Source organism: Rhodococcus sp. NPDC054953, assembly GCF_053609225.1.
The window spans coordinates 24931-44817 of record NZ_JBSGXD010000017.1; the positions used below are offsets into that span (position 1 = coordinate 24931).

Below are 19887 nucleotides of genomic sequence, written 5' to 3' on the forward strand. Positions count from 1 at the left end.
CGGGGGTCGGATTTCGTGGCGAGGTTCCGGCCACACCCGCGCCCGCCTCTGCGCGGCGCGACATTCGTGCAGGTCAGAACGACTCGCGGTGCACGGCCTCGGACAGCGGGCGCGCCTCGCGCCAGCCGAACCGCACCAGGTCGGGCGTGTCCTGGAACCGGGACACCGGGCCGACGCACAGCCACGCGATCGGCCGGATCGGCGCGGGCACCTTCACCAGCTCGGTGAGGAAGTCCTCCTCGTAGAACGACACCCACCCCACGCCGATACCCTCCGCGACCGCGGCCAGCCAGATGTTCTGGATCGCGAGCACCGCCGAGAAGACGCCGGTGTCGTCGACGGTGTGCCTGCCGAGGATGTTCGTTCCGCCGCGGCTCGGGTCGTAGGTGACGACGATGCCGGTGCCGGACTCGCGGATGCCCTCGACCTTGATCGGATCGAACGTCTCCTGCCGCTCCGGCGGTAGCGAGTCGGCGAAGTTGCGGCGGCAGCCCGCGACGTGGTCGGCGAACGTGCCGAGGGTGGCCGGATCCTGCACCACAACGAAATCCCACGGCTGGGTGTTGCCGACGCTCGGCGCGTTGTGCCCGGCCCGCAGGATCCGCGTCAGCTGCTCCTCATCGATCCGGTCACCGGTGAATTCGGCGCGCACGTCGCGGCGCATCCGGATCGCGTCGTACACCGACAGGGTGGGGCCGCTCTCGGCGGACGCAGCAGGGGCGTTGTTCACATCGCTGGACACGAATCGACCGTATCCGATCGGCCACGCGACGCCGTCGCCGCGCGGCGGTTCGGGTCCGGCGGTAACGTCGGACCATGGTGTCCACAGCGTTCGCTGCACGCTGGGCCCGGGCGGCCCTCGTCGCGGCGGTGATGATTCTCGGGGTCGGGGCCCTGTCCCCGGCGGTGAGTAACGCCCAGACCGGTGGCCGGGTCGGTGCGGCGGGCACCGGCCTGACCCTCGACGGCCAGCCGTGGTGGCCCGCCGGGTTCAACGCCTACCAACTTGCGACGGACTGGTCGATCAACCACGGCTGCGGCGCCCAGGTGGACCTCGACGCCTACTTCTCGGACCTGCCGCCGCGCACCGTCACCCGGTTCAACGCGTTCGAGGCGTTGGCGACGAACAAGACCACCGGGCAACGGGACTGGCGCCCGATCGACCGCGTCTTCGAGGCCGCGCAGCGGCACGGCCAGCTGTTGGTGCCGGTGATGGCCGGGCAGGAGGGGCCGTGCGAGGACGAGCAGTTCAAGCAGCACGACTGGTACATCGAGGGCTGGAAGACCCAGCAGCACGGCCTCGAGCCGTCGTTCCAATCGTGGATCGGTGCGGTCGTCGACCGCTACAAGAACTCGTCCGCACTGGCGGCCTGGGAAACCGTCGGTGAGCCGGAACCCGGTGTGTGCATCGGGGATTGTGTGCTCCGGGTCCGCATCTGCCCACCCGACGCCGCGGTCGTGCTGCGCAACTTCATGGACGAGGCCGGCGAGGTGATCCGGCGGCACGCCCCCGGTGAATTGATCACCGCGGGACTGGTCGGCGGCGGCCAGTGCGGCAGCGCGGGCGAGGAATACAAGTACGTGAACGACTCCCCGAACGTGGATGTGCTGCAGTACCACGACTATCACTTCAACGGCATCCCGCTGCCCGGCGACATCTGGAACGGGTTGGAGGTTCGGATCCGGCAGGCGCGGGAGCTGAACAAGCCGATCGTGGTCGGGGAGATCGGGCAGATGGCGGGCGCACCCTGCGAGACCCTCGAACAGCGCGCCGCGGACGTCGATCACAAGATCGGCGGGCAGCGGCTCGCGGGCACCGCGGGCGCGATGCTGTGGTCGTTCGTGCCGGATCCGCGGCACGACCTGTGCACCTTCGATGTCGGCCCGGGTGACCCGCTGTTCGGGGTGCTCGCGAAGTACACCACCGTCGGCTCGGTGCCCCCGCCGATCCCCGATCCGGGCACCGGCGGCGGATCCTCCGGTTCGGCAGGCTCCTCGGGCAGTTGACGACGGTCACCGGTCCGGTGCGGGCGCGGGTCGGCGCCGCAGGCACCGGGCTCACCCTCGACGGTCGACCGTGGTGGCCCGCCGGGCTGAACGCCTACCAGCTCGGCACCGACTGGTCGATCAACCGCGGCTGCGGCGCCCAGGTGGATCTCGACGGCTACTTCGCGCTGCTGCCCGCCGCCACCGTCACCCGGTTCAACGCCTTCCAATCCCTCGCCGTGAACAAGCACACCGGCAGGCTCGACTTCACCGCGCTGGACAACGTGTTCGCCGCGGCGCACCGGCACGGGCAGCTGCTGATCCCCGTCCTCACCGCGCAGGACGGGGCGTGCGAGGACGAGCTGTTCAAGCAGCGGGCCTGGTACGTCGACGGCTGGCGGGAGACCGCACCCGGTGTCCCGCTGTCGTTCGCCGACTGGGTGGACACCGCCGTCGCCCGGTGGCGCGGATCGCCCGCGCTTGCCGCCTGGGAACTCGTCGGTGAACCGGAGACGAGTGTCTGCCCCGACGGCGACTGCGACTTCGCGAGCCGATTGTGCCCCGACGACGCGGGGGCGGTGCTGCGCCGCTTCATGGACGTGGCGGGGGACCGGGTGCGTGACCTGGACCCGGACCGGCTGATCACCGCGGGGCTGACCGGGGGCGGGCAGTGCGGCACCGCGGGCGACGACTACCGGTACGTCGGCGCCTCCCCGAACGCGGATGTGCTGCAGTACCACGACTATCACGCCGACGGCGTCGCCCTGCCCGGCGACGAGTGGAACGGGCTGGCCCGCCGGCTCGAGCAGGCGCGGGACCTGGGCAAGCCGCTGCTGGTCGCGGAGATCGGGCAGGCCGCGGGCGGCGGGCTGTCCCTCGCGGACCGGGCCGCCGACATCGAGACCAAGATCCGCGGGCAGCGGGCCGCGGGTACCGCGGGGGCGTTGCTGTGGTCGTTCGTCCCCGACCCGCGACCGGCACAGGCCACCTACGACATCGGTGCTGGCGATCCACTGTTCGGGATCCTGGAGCGGCACACCACGGTCGGTGCCAGGCCGCCGTACTGAACGGCTACTCGGCGTCCGGACCCTCCGGCACCCGGTACAGCCGCCAGGTCGGCTGGTCGGCGCCCGTGTTCGGGATCTCCAGCTCCAGCGTCGCCACGGCGCCGCCGTTGTCGAAGATGGTGGGGTAGCGGCGGTTCACCGCGTCCGACGCGCCGCGCCCCGAGGTGGGGATCGCCAGGATGTACTCGATGCCGTGCCCGGCCGGGTCATTGAGCGCCGCCACGAAGTCCCGGTCCGACGGCACCACGAACTGTTTCGGGTTCGTCGACGCCGCGACGATCGCGAACCCGTACACGGTGTCCATCAGCACCGATCCGTCCGGCAGGTTCATCGCGTCCAGGTAATCGGCGATCTGCCGTTCGGTGGCGAAGGTGTCCATGATCGCGCGCTGCTTCGCCTGCTCGGCCGGATCGTCCTCACCCCCGCCGAACAGCACCCCCAGCGCATACTGCTGCACCGACAGCTGCCGGTGCGCCATCCCGGCGAGCGTGATCGGCAGGCTCGCCGCCAACGCGAGCGTGGCGACCAGCGCAGCCACCGGGAGCCGCGGCTGCCGCACGTCCCGCTCGCGGGTATATGCGCCGGGACGCCGGGACGGCAGGGGACCGCGCGCGGGACTGAACTGCAAGGCGTACACCGCGATCAGCGGGATCACGCAGATGTAGAAGCGCAGGAACGGGAACGTCACCCCGGTGACATACGAGTACGTCTGGAACGCGAGCACCGACCCGAACAGCAGCGTCGGGACCAGCACCTCGAGGTCGCGGCGGCGGACCGCCAGCACCGCGACCGCGGGCACCAGCAGCGGCAGCGCCGGCGCCAACACCAGCATCGACGCCGCCGAGAACCCGAGCGCGGACAGCCCCGCCTCCGACGGGCCACCGGACTGGGCGAGGATCTGCGCGTTGCCGTAGCCGGACTGGAACTGCGCGAACAGCTGCCCGGTCAGCAGCCAACTCGTCACCGCCCACACCGACACCGCGAGGGCGCCCGGCGCGACGACGATCACCGCGTCCAGCAGCGCCGACCGGCGGGCGTGGCCGCGGGACCGGCCCGCGCGGAGGCGGGTGAGGACCGCGACGAACACGGCGGCCGTCGCGATCGCGGCCGCGGCGTCGTATCTCGTCAGGTAGCCGAGCCCGAGTGCGACGCCGACCGAGATCAGGTCGTGCACGTCGTCGGTGCTGATCCAGCGGATCAATCGTCGTGTCGCCCAGCACATCAGGAACACGAACGGTGCCTCGCTCATCCCGGTGGCCCCGTAGACCAGGATCATCGGGTTCAGCGCGAACAGCAGCGTGACGGCGACCTGCTGCCAGCGCGGGGTGCCGCGGTCGGCGGCGATCCCCCAGATCTGCGCGACCGCCGCCGCCATGAACGCGGCCGACATGATCACCCCGGCAAGGCCGTAGCGGGTCAGCTCCGGGATCCACGGGCTCAGCGCGACCAGCGGCAGCTCGACCAGCGAGGTGAGCGGGGTGAAGATGAACCCGATCTCCGCGAGGTGCGGGTCGCGGCTGAACAGTGCGCCCTGCGCCGACTGCACCCGGCTCAGGGCGTCGCCCATCAGGAAGTGGTAGCGCAGCGCGAGGACGAACCCGAGGACCAGGTAGACGACGAGGGCGGCGGCGAACACGCCCTGCACCGGCCGCAGGCGCCTCACTTCCGCGCCCCCGTCGGGGCCACAGTCGGCTCGGTCGACGGCTCGTCGAGACCGTGGAACGTCTTCTCCCAGTAGGACGGATTGCGCAGCAACTGCCAGCAGCCCTTGATCGCGGCGATGCTCATCAGCAGCCAGTACAGCGGCACCGTCAGGCAGGCCAGCAGCAGGCGCGGGTCGCGGCCCTCCCGGCAGCCGACCAGGTTCAGGAAGATCGTGACCGCGTTGCCGAACACCAGGCAGATCAGCGCCGGGTAGTAGACCAGCGGCGGGAAGATCTCCCCGATCTGCAGCGGCTGGCCCAGCAGCCACGTCAGGGTGATGAACCAGAACACCATGTTCAGGCAGGCGATGATCGGGGTGCCGGCCAGCAGCAGGGTGAACCGCAGGAACGCCAGTGACCCGATCTCCCGCCACAGCCGCAGCGGCCGCCGCGTGTGCACCAGCCATGTCTGCAGATACCCCTTGTACCAGCGGGACCGCTGCCGCAGCCAGTTGATCGCGTCGCTGTTGGCCTCCTCGAGGGTTGTCGAGTCCAGCACCGCGGTCTTGTATCCCTCGGCCGCGATCCGCACGCCAAGGTCGGCGTCCTCGGTGACGTTGAACGGATCCCATGCGCCGATCTCGTCGAGCACCGACCTGCGCAGATGATTCGACGTGCCACCCAACGGGATTGGGGCCTTGATCCGCATCAGGCCGGGCAGCAGATAGCTGAACCAGACGCCGTACTCGACGGTGAACCACCCGGTGAGCAGGTTCTGGGTTCCGTTGCGGAACGCCAACTTCGCCTGCACGCACACGACCCTCGGGTCGAGGCGGGCGAACGTCGCGGCGACCCGGCGCAGCTGCAGCGGCTCCGGGATGTCCTCCGCGTCGTAGATCGTCACGATCTCGCCGGTCGCCAGGTGCAGCCCGTAGTTGCAGGCCTTCGGCTTGGTCCGCGGATCCGCCGCCGGGACCAGCACCACCGTCGCGACCTCGTCCACCCCGGCCGCGGCTGCAGCGGCGATGGTGGTGGCGTCGTCCTCCTCGAGCAGCAGCAGGATCTGCAGCTTGTCCCGCGGGTAGTCGAGGGCGCCCATCGCGGCGATCAGCTGTGCGATCACCTCGGTCTCGTTGTAGGCGGGCATCAGCACCGTGTACGTCGGCAGGTCCGCGTCCGGGATCGCGCGGGCCTGCTCGTCGGTGACGGTGTGGATCGCGTCGGCGGGCAGGCCGCGCCGGAAGATGATCAGCCGGTCGATCAGCGTCAACACGTACGCGACGGTGCTCAGCGCCGTCCCGACGATCAGCGTCGGCGTCGGGAAGAACGCCAGGCACACCACCGCGACCACGGCGATCACCAGCAGCAGGTTCCGTTGCCACGGCACGAACGCCCGCGACGCCGACGCCATCGGATCCCGTTCGCGCAGACCGTTGACGGCGTCATGCAGGGCCCGCTCGCGGAACTCGGGGGAGCGCTGGGGATCCGGTGACTCGGTCACGGCGCCGCCTTCCACTGCTCGGCGACCAGCTCGCGGCCGAGGGTCGAGAGCAGGTTCACGTCCTTGAACGACGGGTGCTGATCGATCTGGATCGCGTTGCCGCGCAACAGCACATTCAGGGACTGGCCCGCGACGGCTGCCGTCTGTGGATTCAGTTCCGGGAACGTCGCACCGGGATCGTGGTTGTCCACCGACAGCAGGTTCACCACCTGGGTGACGTCGCCGCGCTGCCAGATGAACTGCAGCTTCGTCCAGGTGAGGAACAGGTTCTCGTCGACGACGGTGTACAGCCTGCCGATCACATCGTGACCGAGGTCGACGTCGATCGTCTCGGACCGGCGGCTGCCCAGCGTCGAATACAGCATCTCGCCGGGATACACGGCCAGGGTCTCGGGCTGGCGGGTGCGCATGTTGTCCACCACGACGCTGCGGACCCGGTTCTTGGTGTCCCACTCCGGGTTCACCTCGTCCGCGCGCAGCATCTGCCGCACCAAGGTGGCGTCCGGGCCGAAGAACATCGGTGCCCAGTCGACGGTGTCGAAGGCGGTCTCGGTCCAGCCGTCCGGTACGTGCAGCCACGTCTCGTCGTCCACCTCCGGCGGGCCGGGGTCGATGTGGACGGTCACCGGCGGCGGCAGCGGCGACCCCCATTGCGCGGCGGTGGCGGCGATCAGAATGACGGCGGCAGCACCGACCGACCGGACCGTCGGCGGTCGCGGCGCCCGAATCGGTGCACCCGGGTCGGTGCCGCGTCTGGCCACGAGCATCAGGGAGGCGACGCAAACCACCGCCCCGATGAGCACGGCGGGCAGCGATCGGAGCAGCGGGGTGCCGGTATCCGGCCGCACGGCGTCCACCGCGGCCACCAGCGCCAGACCGACCGCGAGCGTGATCAGCGCGGCGATCACCCCGCGCTGCCACGTCCGCGCGACGGTAATGCCGGTGGCGACGGCGACCATCACCACCAGCGCGGCGCCGGCGGCGAACCACGATCCGCCGAGCGTGATGACCAGGGTCCGGTAGCCCCACGGCGTGAATGCCAGGTACGCCACCCACACCGGCCAGTACCGGCACGTCGCGCGGGTGCCGAACATCAGCACGCACGCGCCGAAGACGAACACCAGCGCGGACAGCAGGTCCAGCCGCAGCAGCAGGAATTCCTCGCGGTACCGCGGCACCAGCCAGTACGAGATCGCCAGCGACGCACCGAGCGCGATTGTGCCGACGATGTAGTCGACCTCGCGGTCGTGGATCGGCAGCTCGCCGTGCCTGCGCCGGGTGACGCCGATGGCCATCGCGATCCCGAGCAGCGGCAGCAGCGTCAGGTACCCGAGCAGGCCGGTCTCCGCCGAATCGGGCAGGGTGCGCAGCGTCGATGCCCAGAACCCGACCACCAGGCACGCCGCGATCACAGCCCAGCGCGCCGCGAGGGTGGCGAGCGCGCCCGGCCGCCCGGTCGACGCGGGACGTTCCGCGACCGTGACCATGACGCTAGGTCGTCGACCGGGGCTTGCGGCTGGCCACCCACACGGCGAGACCGCCGAGCAGGCCGAGCGCCAGCACGCCGCCCGCCGCGGCGAGCACCCCGCGAACGGTGGAACTCGACGTGGTCTCGGGGGTGGGTTCCGTCAGCGACGACAGGTTCACCGGTTCCCGGTCCGCGGTCTGGAACAGCACGTCACCGGTCAGGGTGAACCAGCGGTTCCGGTCCGCCTGCAGCCAGTCCAGGATCCGATCCAGGTTCTCCGGGACCGCCGTCGACGTCGCGACGAGCAGCATCCGCTCCTTGTTCGCGTCCCAGGTCGCCTGGACGGACCCGAACTGCAGCGTCGGGACGTCGACGGTGCGACTGTGACCGGAATCGTTCGGGTCGGCCAGCTCGATGGTGTCCTCGCCGGTCCGGGTCAGCGGCAGCGCGATCGAGTCCGGCAGGCCGCCGTCCGGGGCGACCAGGATCGTCGGCGACGTCGAGTTCACCGCGTCGTCGAACGACACCAGTTCCGGGCGCATCGGGGTGACGGTCATCGCCTGCAGGCCGGTGGTCAGGGACAGTGCGCGGCGCAGGTTCGCGAAGGTGTTGTCCTGCAGCCCGACGTCGACCGTCGGCAGCAGCGCCTGCGGCAGCGCGCCGAACCCGGCGGGGCTCGGCGGCGTCGCGGTGTCGCTCGTGACCGGGCTGGCCGGGTCAAGGGTCAGCGTCACCGGTTGCGTCGACCCGCAGGTCATGACGCCCGCGACCTGCAGCGTCACCACCACCTCCGTGTACCGGGTGAGCAGGTCGTTCGGGATGTCCACCCACTGGTCGATGCGTCCGGTGTCGTCGACCGGCCAGTGCGCCAGCGTGGTGTCGCCGACCGTCACCGTGATCTGCCCGTTCTGCGCGCTGGGCAGCGGCGTGTAGTTGCCGAGCAGGTGCACGGTGACGTCGTCGGAGGGGCGGCCGAGCCGGGTCTGGTCCAGGCCGACCACCACCCGCGCGCGGCCGGTCGACGTCGACGTCAGCTGGGTGACGCCGAGGTCGCTGAGCGTGGTGGCGTCGGGGGCGAGGATGGGCGCGGTGTCGAGGGCGCCCGCGGTCGCGGTCGACGCGACGACCACCTCGGCCAGTGAGTCGACCAGCAGCCGGGTCTGATCCAGCAGGGTCGCGCCCTGCCCGGACAGGGTGAGCACCGGGACGTCGGCCGCCGACGGCGACAGCTGCACGGCCGGGCTGTCCGCTTCGGCGATCACCACCTGGCGTTCGAACTGCCCGACCGGCTGGTCGGGCATCGACCGTCCCGCGGGCAGGGCGCGCAGGTCGACGACGGTGCCCTGGTTCGCGTAGTGCGCGGTGACCGCGGTCCCGAACTCCAACGCGGCCGCGGACTCGTCGGGAGTCGGGTTCTCCGGCACGTACAGGTCGAGGCGCTGCAGCACCGGCGGCAGGAAGTCCGCGATCACCGCGGGCTGGATCTCGTTGCCCGCGTAGTCGATCGACGCGTCAACGATCGACAGCGAGTCCTCCGACCAGTCCTCGGCGCACCACTGGTCGTCGAGCGGCGCCAGATGCGAGCGCAGCTGCACCTGCGCGGCATTGTCGGTGATCGGCACCCCGGCGAGCGGGATCGTCACCGGCGCGGTCGGCGCCCCCGCCGGAACGTCGATGCGACTGAGGATGCGGCCGCCCGCGACCGCGTCGATCCAGCCGCGGCCCGACCCGGCGGGCACCTGAATGGTGCCGCGCAGCGCGGTCGGGACCATCCCCGGCGGCACCGGAAGGTGCAGGCTTACCGTCGCGTCCTGCCCGGGGAAGTTCAACGTCCGCCCGAGTCCGACGGCGGGCAGCCCGAGCGTCGCGTCCTGGCGGGCGGGCACCGGCTGCGCCAGCGCGGGCGACGCGGCCGTCACACCCAGGACCGCGGCGGCCGCAACACAGGTTGCGGCCAAGCTAGCGCCGCGACGTACACGTTCGGACATCCGTCCTCCTCGAGTCGACCCCTTCGACCCTACGAGCGGAACGGCGCCGCCGCGCGGTGGACGCGCCGCTACTGGCTGTAGCTCGCCAGGAAGTTCCCGAAACGCTCGATCGCGACCGCCAGATCCCGCGCCCACGGCAGCGTCACGATGCGCAGGTGATTGTGGTCGACCCAGTTGAAGCCGGTGCCCTGCACCATCAGGATCTTCTCCTGCAGCAGCAGGTCCTGCACGAGCTTCTCGTCGTCGTGGATCTCGTACACGTTCGGATCCAGCCGCGGGAACGCGTACAGCGCACCCTTCGGCTTCACACATGAGACGCCGGGGATCATGTTCAGCCGCTCCCACGCGACGTCCCGCTGCTCGAGCAGGCGACCGCCGGGCAGGATCAGGTCCTCGATGCTCTGGTAGCCGCCGAGCGCCACCTGAATGGCGTGCTGCGCAGGAACATTGGGACACAGCCGCATCGAGGCGAGCAGGTTCAGGCCCTCAAGGAAGCTGGTCGCGTGGTCCTTCGGGCCGGTGATCGCGACCCAGCCGGACCGGTAGCCCGCCACCCGGTACGCCTTCGACAGACCGTTGAACGTCAGGCACAGCAGGTCCGGTGCGAGCGTGGCGAGGGAGATGTGCTTGGCGTCGTCGTAGAGGATCTTGTCGTAGATCTCGTCGGCGAGCAGCAGCAGCGAGTGCTTGCGCGCCAACGCGACGATCCGGCTCAGCACCTCCTGCGAATACACCGCGCCGGTCGGGTTGTTCGGGTTGATCACCACGATCGCCTTGGTGCGCGGCGTGATCTTCGACTCGATGTCCGCGATGTCCGGGTTCCAGCCGTCCGACTCATCGCACAGGTAGTGCACCGGGGTGCCGCCCGCCAGCGACGTCGTCGCCGTCCACAGCGGGTAGTCCGGCGCCGGGATCAGCACCTCGTCACCGTTGTCGAGCAGCGCCTGCATCGTCATCGTGATCAGCTCGGACACCCCGTTGCCGAGGTAGACGTCGTCCACGTCCAGGTCCGGGAACCCGGGGACCAGCTCGTAGCGGGTGACGATCGCGCGCCGCGCCGACAGGATGCCCTTCGACTCGGAGTAGCCCTGCGCGGTCGGCAGCGCCGCGATCATGTCCCGCATGATCACGTCCGGTGCCTCGAACCCGAACGGCGCCGGATTGCCGATGTTCAGCTTGAGGATGCGGTGCCCCTCCGCCTCCAGTCGCGCGGCGTGCGCGTGTACCGGGCCCCGGATCTCGTACAGCACGTTCTGCAGCTTCGCGGACTGGGTCAGCACGCGCGGCTGGGTGTGGGTGTGGTGGGAGGGCTCCGAGACGGTCACCCGTCCATGGTGCCACTGTCGGTAAAGCGATTTACCCGCGGGGAGCCTCCGATCAGCGCAAACCGTGCGCCGAACGGCTGCGCGCCCGCGCCGAGGGGAGGACGATGGGACGCGGTCAGTGCCGACTTGGAAGTGGTTCACATGAGCGCACCCGGAATTCCTCGCCCCGCCCCGGTCGACGTCGCGCACCACACCCACCTGACCGGGGTGTTCGCGCCGCAACGCGCCGAGGTCGACGTCCCCGACCTAGAGGTGATCGGCGAGATCCCGCCGGAACTGCACGGCGCCTACCTGCGCAACGGGCCGAACCCGCGGTTCGATCCGATCGGCAACTACGTGTACCCGCTCGACGGGGACGGGATGGTGCACCGCATCGAACTCGACGGTGGCCGCGCCAGATACACGAACCGGTTCGTCCGAACCCCGATGGTCGTCGCCGAGGAACGCGCCGGGCATGCCATCTGGGGCGGCGTCACCGACCTCTACACCCCGGGCGTCGACGAGGTCGGCCCCGAACTGGCGGGCACCGGCCGGGACCTGCCCGACATCAACGTCGTCCGGCACGGCGGCAGGCTGCTCGCGATGGCGGAGGCCGCCCCGCCGTACCGACTCGACCCGACCGACCTGGCCACCCTCGGCAGGGACACCTGCGACGGCGCGATGGCGGTCGGCAGCACCGCGCACCCGAAACTGGACCCGGTGACCGGTGAACTGGTGCTGTTCACCTACCTCCTCGACGCGCCGTACCTGACCTGGTCGGTGGTCGCGGCGGACGGGACGGTGGCGCGGGAACCGACGGTCGTCGAGGGCCTGCGTGAACCGCTGATGATCCACGACATGGCGCTCACCGAACGCTACGTGGTGCTGGTGCTGTGTCCGCTCGTGTTCGACCTGGCCGCCGCGCTCACCGGCGGCGCGCTGCTGGACTGGCGCCCCGACGACGGCACCCGGGTCGCGCTGATTCCCCGCGCAGGCGGACCCGTCCGGTGGGCGGACTGCGAGGCGTTCTGGGTGTGGCATTTCGCCGGTGCCCGCGACCTCCCCGACGGGCGGGTGCAGGTGGACTACGCGCAGTGGGCGTATCCGGGCGGTTTCGCGGACCTGGACGCACCATGTGTCGGCGGACTGGTCCGCGCGACCGTCGACCCCGACCGCGGCGCCATCGACCGTCAAGTCATGCACGACCGGGACGTCGAATTCCCCCGCATCGACGACCGCACCCTCGCCCGCGCCCGCGGCCGGATCGCGACCATCGGCAAACGCGGCCCCCGCGACGGCCACATGGACTCGCTGTGGTTCTTCGACCCCGACGCGGGCACCGAGACGTCGTGGGATCCGGGGCCGCTATCCGTCGGCGAACCGATCCACCTGCCCGGCACCGGATCCGACTACTGGGGGATGCTCGGCACCGACCGGGAGACCATGGCGTCGTGGTTCGTGATCCTGCCCGCCGACGACCCGGCGTCCGGGCCGGTGGCGCGGGTCCGGATGCCGATCCGGGTGCCCGCCGGACTGCACGGGGTGTGGCTGCCGCAGATGTGACCGAGACGACCCTCCATCGCCTTGTCGGGTGCGCCCAAGTTGGTGATACTTACCGGCGCGTTAACAAGCGCAGGCCACTAGGACATCGGCATGGGAAGTGACGTGACCACCGATATACACCCGGTGAGTGAAGAACTCACCTCGGCGCCTGGGACCCCGTGGCGGGATCCCAGGCGTTACTTCTGGTTGCTGGGCCTGCTGGCCCCGCTCAGCCCCTTCGCGGCGTGGGTGCTGGTGGAGCTGTTCGGGCTCGGACTGTTCTGGGCGGCAGGCGCGATCCTGCTCGTCGTGATCATCCCGCTGGTGGACCTGGTGTCCGGTGTCGACAAGTCCAACCCGCCGGACCGGGTGATGGCCGCACTCGAGGACGACCGGTACTACCGCTGGTGCACCTACCTGTTCCTGCCGATCCAGTTCGCCGGGCTGGTATTTGCCTGCTACATGTGGACGACCGCCCCGATGGGCTGGCCCGAACGGTTTGCGATGGCCGCGACCGTGGGCGTCGTCGCGGGTGTCGGGATCAACGCCGCCCACGAACTCGGCCACAAGCGCCCGCAGCACGAGCGGTGGCTCGCGAAGGTCGCTCTCGCGCAGTCGTTCTACGGGCACTTCTACGTCGAGCACAACTTCGGGCACCACCTGCGGGTCGCCACCCCGGACGATCCGGCGTCCGCGCGCTACGGCGAGTCGTTCTGGGCGTTCCTGCCGCGGTCGGTGGTCGGGGGTGTCCGCTCCGCCTGGGTGTACGAGAAGGCCCGCCTCGCCCGCCGCGGCCTGCGCACCTGGAGTCCGCGCAACGACGTCCTCAACGCCTGGGCGATGAGCATCGCGCTGTTCGCGGTGCTGATCGCCGCGTTCGGGTGGAGCGTCGCGCCGTGGCTCGTGGTGCAGGCGGTGCTCGGCTTCACGTTCCTCGAGGCAGCGAACTACCTCGAGCACTACGGGCTGCTGCGCGCCAAGAAGGCGAACGGACGCTACGAGCGCGTCGCCCCCGAGCACAGCTGGAACAGCGACCACGTGTGCAGCAACGTCTTCCTGTACCACCTGCAGCGGCACAGCGACCACCACGCAAACCCGTTGCGCCGCTATCAGACCCTCCGCTCGATGCCCGACGCCCCGCAACTCCCCGCCGGCTACGCGGTGCTGATCGTGCTCGCCTTCGTGCCGCCGCTGTGGCGTCGGGTGATGGACCCGCGGCTGCTCGAGCACTACGACGGCGCCCTGTCCCGGATCAACCGCGTCGGCACGTAGCCGCGCCGGTCGCCCTGTGCACAGGGGTGTTGTGGGGTGCGCGGGGGTTTTCGGCGTGTAGTTCGTGTGTGGGTGCGGGGACGGGTGTGTGCACAGGGGTTCTGGTGTGTGCGGCGGTGGACGGGTGCCGCGGCGTCGTCAGTGGGCGTGTGCCAGTTTTTGGTTGTCGTGCGTGCGGCCGAACGACGACTATCCGACCGGCGGCATACGGACGATGCGTCCAGTGGGTGGCTCGGACCGCCGGGCACGGTTGAGCGCGCGCCGGATCCGGTCGGCGATCACCTCCGGCGTCGTCAGCTCCTCCCACGTCCAGCGCACCACCTGCCAGCCGGCGTCCCGGATCGCGTCCTCCCGCTTCTTCTCCGCGACCAGCACGTCCTCCGGGAGCGTGCCGTCCGGGACGAGGCGGCCGTACTTGGACAGTCCGTCGAACTCCCCGACCACACCGTCGAACAGGAAGTCGACGCGACCGAGCAGGACGCCCTTGTGCGAGTGCAGCTCCGGTTGCAGGTCGGGCAGCGGCAACTGCTCGCGGACGAGGAGTGCGCGGCTTCGGGTCTCGCCGACGCTCTCGGAGCGGCCGTCCGCCATGCGCAGCACTCGACGGATCCGGTGAGGGTGCTTGCGCGCGGGCGTCAGGGCGGCCTCGAGTGCGGCCTGATCGACGGCGCCGACGTGCAGGGCGTGGTCCGCGGCGACGAGTGCCTGCTCGAATCCCAGAGTCGCGGCCAGGTCGACGACGGTCCGCGCAGGAGTGGTCACGCGGAGACCGTCGACCGTCGTGATGTCGCTGTCCGGTAGCGGTACCGAGTGCACCCGACGCCGGCGGCTCAGGCTGCCGCCCGACGACCTGTTGCGGGTCAGGTGCACCCGCGCCAACGGAGTGCTCCACAGGTCGAACCCGTGGACCACCGCCGCCGACTGATGGCTCAGCACGGCCTCCGGTGACGCGACATCCAGCACGGCCTCGGCAACAAGCCGGTGGCGCGCCTCGGCACCGAGCTCGAGGTAGGCCTCCGCGTGGGCGAACCGCCCGGGATGCAGTCGCTTCCACACCCCGGTCCGGCACTGCCGCTGCAGTTCCCGGTCGGTCGCCCCGCGCCGCAGCGCCTCTTCTCGTCGAATGAATTGTTCCCCCATGCCGATATCGTGCCCGGCCTCGACGCGCCCGCACACCCGTCGACGCCAACCTGTGGATAACTGCGCGCAAACTGTGGACAACGTCGTTGTCGGACGCGGTGGCGTGCGCTATGGGTGGTGTCCGATTTGGCCTGTGCACAGAGGGATTCCCTGGCGTGCAGGGGTTTTCGGCGTGCAGTGGGGGTGTGCGTGCGGGAAGTGGTGTGTGCACAGGGGTGTTGCGGGGTGCGCGGGGGTTTTCGGCGTGCAGTGGGGGTGTGCGTGCGGGATGCGGTGTGTGCACAGGGGTGTTGCGGGGTGCGCGGGGGTTTTCGGCGTGCAGCGGGGGTGTGGGTGCGGGAAGTGGTGTGTGCACAGGGGTGTTGCCTGGCTGACACCCTCGGCGTCGATCGCGTCGATCGCGTCGGTCGCGCTGGGCCTGTGTGGTCGGCGGGGGTGTGCACAGGGGTGTTGCGGGGTGCGCGGGGGTTTTCGGCGTGCAGTGGGTGTGTGGGTGCGGGAAGTGATGTGTGCACAGGGGTGTTGTGGGGGGTGCGGGGCGGGGCGCCGGGCGCCGGACGCAGAACGCGCCCCCACCGATGCGGTGGGGGCGCGCTGTGCGTGCTGCGCTACTTGCGGCCGGGGGCCTTGGCGCCGGGCTTGAACCCGAGTCCGCCTGCCTTCGGCTGCGGCGGTGCCGGGGACTCCGCTGCGGGGGCCGCAGGAGCGTCCGCGACCGGCTCGGCAACCGGTTCGTCGGCGGGGGCCGCCTCGACCGGTGCGGCCGCCGGAGCCGCGGGGGCTGCGGGGGCTGCGGCCTTCCGCGCACCGGGGGCCTTCGCGCCACCCTTGAACCCGAGCCCGCCTGCCTTCGGCTGCGGCGGTGCGGGCGCCTCGGCTGCGGGCGCCACCGGCTCCTCGACGGCCGGGACCTCGGCAGCAGGCGCGGGCGCGGCAGCAGGCGCTGCCTTCTTCGCGCCGGGTGCCTTGAGCCCGCCCTTCATCTGCAGTCCGCCGGGCTTGGCGACGGGAGCCGCCGGGGCCTCAGCGGCAGGCGCCGCAGCGTCGGCCGCCGGTGCGGCGGGGGTCGCGGCCTTGGCGCCCGGTGCCTTCGCGCCGGGTGCCTTGAGCCCGCCCTTCATTTGCAGTCCGCCGGGCTTGGCGGTCGGCGCGGCGGGAGCCTCGGCTGCGGGAGCGGAAGCGCCAGCGGCAGGAGCGGCAGCCTTCGCGCCGGGCGCCTTGAGCCCGCCCTTCATCTGCAGCCCGCCGGCCTTCGCGGCGGGGGCGCCTGCGGCGGGAGCCGCACCGCCGCCGGGAGCCTTGAGCCCGCCCTTCATCTGCAGCCCGCCCGCCTTGGGCGCGCCGCCGGGAGCCTTCGCGCCGCCGGGTGCCTTGGGGCCGCCCTTCATTTGCAGCCCGCCCGCCTTCGGGGCCACCGGCGCCGCGGCGGGAGCTGCCGCGGCCGGAGCCTCGGCGACGTCCTCCTCCGCGACCGGTGCGGCCTCGGCGACGACCGTCTCCTTCGGCTTCTGCACGACCTTGATGTTCTCGGTCAGCTGCGCCGAATCGAGGCGGGTGATCGACTCGAGCATCATCTGCGCGACGTCCACGACCTCGACGCCCTCGCCCTGGCCCGACTCCTGGCGTGCGGTGACGCCGTCGGTGAGCATGACGCGGCAGAACGGGCAGCCGGTCGCGATCTTCTTCGGATCCGTGGAGAGAGCCTCGTCGACGCGGTCGACGTTGATCCGCTTGCCGAGCTGCTCCTCCATCCACATGCGGGCACCGCCAGCGCCACAGCACATGGACCGCTCGCCGTGCCGCGGCATCTCCTTGAGGTTGGAGCCGGTCGCGGCCATCAGCTCACGCGGCGCGTCGTACACCTTGTTGTGCCTGCCGAGGAAGCACGGGTCGTGGTAGGTGACGTCCTCCTGCACGGAGGCGACCGGGATCAGTTTCTTCTGCCGCACCAGGCGGTTGAGTAGCTGGGTGTGGTGGACGACCTCGTAGCGGCCGCCGACCTCCGGGTACTCGTTGCCGAGCGCGTTGAAGCAGTGCGCGCAGGTGACGACGATCTTGCGCTTGGACTCCTCGACGCCGTCGAAGAGGTTGTCGAGGACCTCGATGTTCTGCATCGCGAGCTGCTGGAACAGGAACTCGTTGCCCGCGCGGCGTGCGGAGTCGCCGGTGCAGGTCTCCTCGGCGCCGAGGACCATGAACTTCACGCCAGCGGTGGCGAGCAGCTCGGCGACGGCCTTGGTGGTCTTCTTCGCGCGGTCCTCGTATGCGCCGGCGCAGCCGACCCAGAACAGGTACTCGTAGTCCTCGAACGTCTCCGCGTCCTTGCCGAAGACCGGGATCTCGAAGTCCATCTCGGAGATCCAGTTGAGCCGGTCCTTGGAGTTCTGGCCCCAGGGGTTGCCCTTGTTCTCGAGGTTCTTGAACAGGCCAGCCAGCTCGGACGGGAACTCCGACTCGATCAGCACCTGGTAGCGACGCATGTCGATGATGTGGTCGACGTGCTCGATGTCGACGGGGCACTGCTCGACGCAGGCGCCGCAGTTGGTGCACGACCACAGCGTCTCGAGGTCGATGACCGGGGCCTGCTCGCCCGCGGCGACCAGCTCGGCGGTCTCACCGACCAGCCTGCGCTCGGCCTCCAGCCGCGCGGCCTCGGGAATCTTCGCGAGCGCGGCCTCGTCGACGTTACCGTCGGCGTCGACCAGGCCGACCTCGTCGCCGCCCATGTCCTTGCGGCCACCGGCCAGCAGGTACGGCGCCTTGGTGTAGCCGTGGTCGCGCAGCGACATGATCAGCAGCTTCGGGGACAGCGGCTTGCCGGTGTTCCAGGCCGGGCACTGCGACTGGCAGCGTCCGCACTCGGTGCACGTGGTGAAGTCCAGCCAGCCCTTCCAGGAGAAGTCCTCGATCCGTCCGGCGCCCAGGGTGTCGGTGTCGGGGTCGACGTTGTCCATGGTCAGGGCCTTGCCCTTGGACATCATCGGCTTCGCGGCGCCGAGGGCGACGTCGCCGTCGTCCTCACGCTTGAAGTAGATGTTCGGGAACGCGGAGAAGCGGTGCCACGCGACGCCCCAGGTGATGTTGCGGCCGACGACGTAGAGCCAGACCATGCCGGACATCAGCTTGACGAACGCGAAGATCGAAATCAGCGTGACGTTGGCCGGGATCACGTTGGCGATCAGGCCGGTGATCGGGTCGGTCCAGCTGGAGTGGCCCTGCAGCGACAGCACGCCCGCCTTGACCAGCACCATGCCGATGCCCTCGGTGAGCACGACCCATTCAACGAAGTAGGCGGGGCCGAACTTCGATCCGCTGAAGCGGGAGAGGCGCGCGGGCAGTCGCGGGTGGTTCAGTTGCCGGATGACCATCAGCGTCACGATGCCGACGACGGTGCCGACGCCGAGGATCTCGTCGCCGAGGTGGAACCACCAGGTGTCACCGATCAGCGGCCACGACCAGGTGGGGTCGAAGGTCTGGCCGTAGGCCATGAACCAGAACTGCGCGCCTGCCAGGAAGCCGATCATGACGAGCCAGTGCGCCCACCCGACGGTGCGGAACTTCTGCATCCGGGTGTGCGCGATGAACTCGACGATCATCTGCTTGAAGCGGGGGAAGAATGGGCGCCAGCGGTCGGGCGCGGACTGCCCGATCATGACTGTCTTGCCCATGGTCCAGGCCCCGCTCAGGAACGAGGCCCAGCACACGAGGCTGAGCAGTACGCCGATCGTGCCCAACGTGATCGTCAGGGCGTTCATGTCACGGCCTTTCCTTCTCCAACGGCATTCGGCAACGGCAACAAGAGTAAGCCACCGTAAGTTACCCGCCGGTAGCATGGTCGTTCAAGACGGCATTCGTCGCTGCGTGTGCCGGTCATCGGCCCGGCGTCGCAGTAGTGCTGTCGGACACGGTAAGTCCTCGGCTATCGGGCGTTTAGTGCAGGTGAACCTAACTTGGACAACCGACCGGTAACTTAACCTCGCAGAATGAGGGTGTCCTTACCCTCGCTCAATGACATTGTTCTCAGCCGTCTCACAGACTAGGGTTCGCGTGATTGTGTGTCTTTTCGCGCGCAGCGCGCGTCTGCAACTCTGGAGGGGAATCACAGAATGAAGCTCAGGAAGTTCGCCGTCACCTCGATGCTCGCGGTCGCCGCGCTCGGTGTCGGCGCGGGTACCTCGTACGCCAACCCCGCCGCCGAGGCTCCCGAGACCATCGACTGGAAGTCCAACATCGAGGGCACCTCCGTCGTCACCACGATCGACGCGGGCGCGTTCAAGGTCTCCGGTGACGGCAAGAACATCGAGCTGCAGGACGGCAACGGCAACGCGGTCGTCAGCCTGCCGCTCGCCTTCCAGCTCAACACCCTCCAGTTCCCGATGGAGCAGAAGATCAGCGAGGACGGCAAGACCGTCACCCTGACCCCGGTCTTCGACCTCGGCAAGGCCAAGCCGATCGCCGGTGACGCCACCGCGCAGCCGATCGCGGGCGCCGGGCTCGCCATCAAGGACATCGCCTCGCCCGAGGAGAACCTGATGGCACAGCAGACCTTCAACTCGCAGCTTGCCGTCGCCACCGCCTCCGGCGGCCTCATCGGCACCATCATCGGCGCCGTTGTCGGCACCTTCGTGATGCCTGCGGTCGGCACCGTCGCGGGTGCGGGCATCGGCGGCGTCGCGGGCACCGTCCTCGTCGGTGGCCCGACCCTGATCGCCGCGGGCATCGGCCTTGGCCAGACCCTGATGGCCGAGCCGGGCACCACGGTCTACGCGAAGAAGTAGTCCACGCGCCACGCGGAGCGGCCCGTCACCTCATCGAGGTGACGGGCCGCTTGGCGTTTCGGCGCCTCCCGTGCCGGAAACGCCGTCGAGGGGGGGGGGGGGGGGGGTGCCCGGGCTCGAGGGGGGGGGGCGAGGAGGGGGCGGGGGGGGGGGGGGTGTTGCGGGCGGAAAGGGGGAGGCAGCCCGAGTTGCCACGAA

The 19887-nt window shown here is 70.2% G+C and carries 13 protein-coding genes; 5 read left to right on the forward strand and 8 right to left on the reverse strand.

All coding sequences use genetic code 11. From position 1 onward, the window contains the following. Positions 1-73 precede the first annotated feature (73 nt). Entirely contained in the window at positions 74-682 is a 609-nt protein-coding gene (gene bluB / locus ACWF62_RS13290; RefSeq protein WP_452630324.1) for a 5,6-dimethylbenzimidazole synthase, read from the reverse strand. Between the two features lie 134 nt (positions 683-816). Between bluB and ACWF62_RS13295 the strand changes: the two genes are divergently transcribed. Next, positions 817-2007 (forward strand): glycoside hydrolase 5 family protein, encoded by a 1191-nt coding sequence (locus ACWF62_RS13295; RefSeq protein ID WP_378571023.1) that lies wholly within the window; start codon positions 817-819, stop codon positions 2005-2007. After that, positions 2004-3053: a beta-mannosidase gene (locus tag ACWF62_RS13300; RefSeq protein ID WP_452630292.1), complete on the forward strand. Its 1050-nt coding sequence runs from the start codon at positions 2004-2006 to the stop codon at positions 3051-3053. Before ACWF62_RS13295 ends, ACWF62_RS13300 begins: the two co-directional genes overlap by 4 nt. Positions 3054-3057: 4 nt before the next feature. On the opposite strand, the gene ACWF62_RS13305 is transcribed toward ACWF62_RS13300, so the two are convergent. From ACWF62_RS13305 to ACWF62_RS13325, 5 genes are all read right to left on the reverse strand, one after another. Next, positions 3058-4716 carry a glycosyltransferase family 39 protein gene (locus ACWF62_RS13305; RefSeq protein ID WP_452630293.1) on the reverse strand — a complete coding sequence of 553 codons (1659 nt, stop codon included), beginning with the start codon at positions 4714-4716 and terminating at the stop codon, positions 3058-3060. Beyond that, the gene (locus ACWF62_RS13310; RefSeq protein WP_378508967.1) at positions 4713-6197 is read right to left on the reverse strand and encodes a glycosyltransferase; all 1485 of its coding nucleotides are present in this window, start codon (positions 6195-6197) and stop codon (positions 4713-4715) included. Before ACWF62_RS13310 ends, ACWF62_RS13305 begins: the two co-directional genes overlap by 4 nt. Beyond that, positions 6194-7684 carry a hypothetical protein gene (locus tag ACWF62_RS13315; protein ID WP_452630294.1) on the reverse strand — a complete coding sequence of 497 codons (1491 nt, stop codon included), beginning with the start codon at positions 7682-7684 and terminating at the stop codon, positions 6194-6196. The genes ACWF62_RS13310 and ACWF62_RS13315 overlap by 4 nt, the downstream gene beginning before the upstream one ends. A gap of 4 nt (positions 7685-7688) precedes the next feature. Beyond that, the gene (locus ACWF62_RS13320) at positions 7689-9653 is read right to left on the reverse strand and encodes a hypothetical protein (RefSeq protein ID WP_452630295.1); all 1965 of its coding nucleotides are present in this window, start codon (positions 9651-9653) and stop codon (positions 7689-7691) included. Positions 9654-9721: 68 nt separating this feature from the next. After that, positions 9722-10978 carry a pyridoxal phosphate-dependent aminotransferase gene (locus ACWF62_RS13325; protein ID WP_378508964.1) on the reverse strand — a complete coding sequence of 419 codons (1257 nt, stop codon included), beginning with the start codon at positions 10976-10978 and terminating at the stop codon, positions 9722-9724. Positions 10979-11119: 141 nt separating this feature from the next. Between ACWF62_RS13325 and ACWF62_RS13330 the strand changes: the two genes are divergently transcribed. Both ACWF62_RS13330 and ACWF62_RS13335 read left to right on the forward strand, forming a co-directional pair. Beyond that, positions 11120-12520 carry a carotenoid oxygenase family protein gene (locus ACWF62_RS13330; protein WP_378508963.1) on the forward strand — a complete coding sequence of 467 codons (1401 nt, stop codon included), beginning with the start codon at positions 11120-11122 and terminating at the stop codon, positions 12518-12520. Between the two features lie 90 nt (positions 12521-12610). Further along, on the forward strand, positions 12611-13771 hold the full coding sequence (locus ACWF62_RS13335) for an alkane 1-monooxygenase (RefSeq protein WP_452630296.1): 1161 nt from the start codon (positions 12611-12613) through the stop codon (positions 13769-13771). Positions 13772-13960: 189 nt separating this feature from the next. Here ACWF62_RS13335 and ACWF62_RS13340 read toward each other — a convergent pair whose 3' ends face one another. Beyond that, positions 13961-14911 (reverse strand): hypothetical protein, encoded by a 951-nt coding sequence (locus ACWF62_RS13340; RefSeq protein ID WP_378508961.1) that lies wholly within the window; start codon positions 14909-14911, stop codon positions 13961-13963. Between the two features lie 608 nt (positions 14912-15519). Further along, positions 15520-18666, reverse strand: a complete 3147-nt coding sequence (locus ACWF62_RS13345; protein ID WP_452630298.1) for a (Fe-S)-binding protein — start codon at positions 18664-18666, stop codon at positions 15520-15522. Between the two features lie 351 nt (positions 18667-19017). Between ACWF62_RS13345 and ACWF62_RS13350 the strand changes: the two genes are divergently transcribed. After that, positions 19018-19689 (forward strand): ammonium transporter, encoded by a 672-nt coding sequence (locus ACWF62_RS13350; protein WP_378571039.1) that lies wholly within the window; start codon positions 19018-19020, stop codon positions 19687-19689. Positions 19690-19887: the final 198 nt, after the last annotated feature.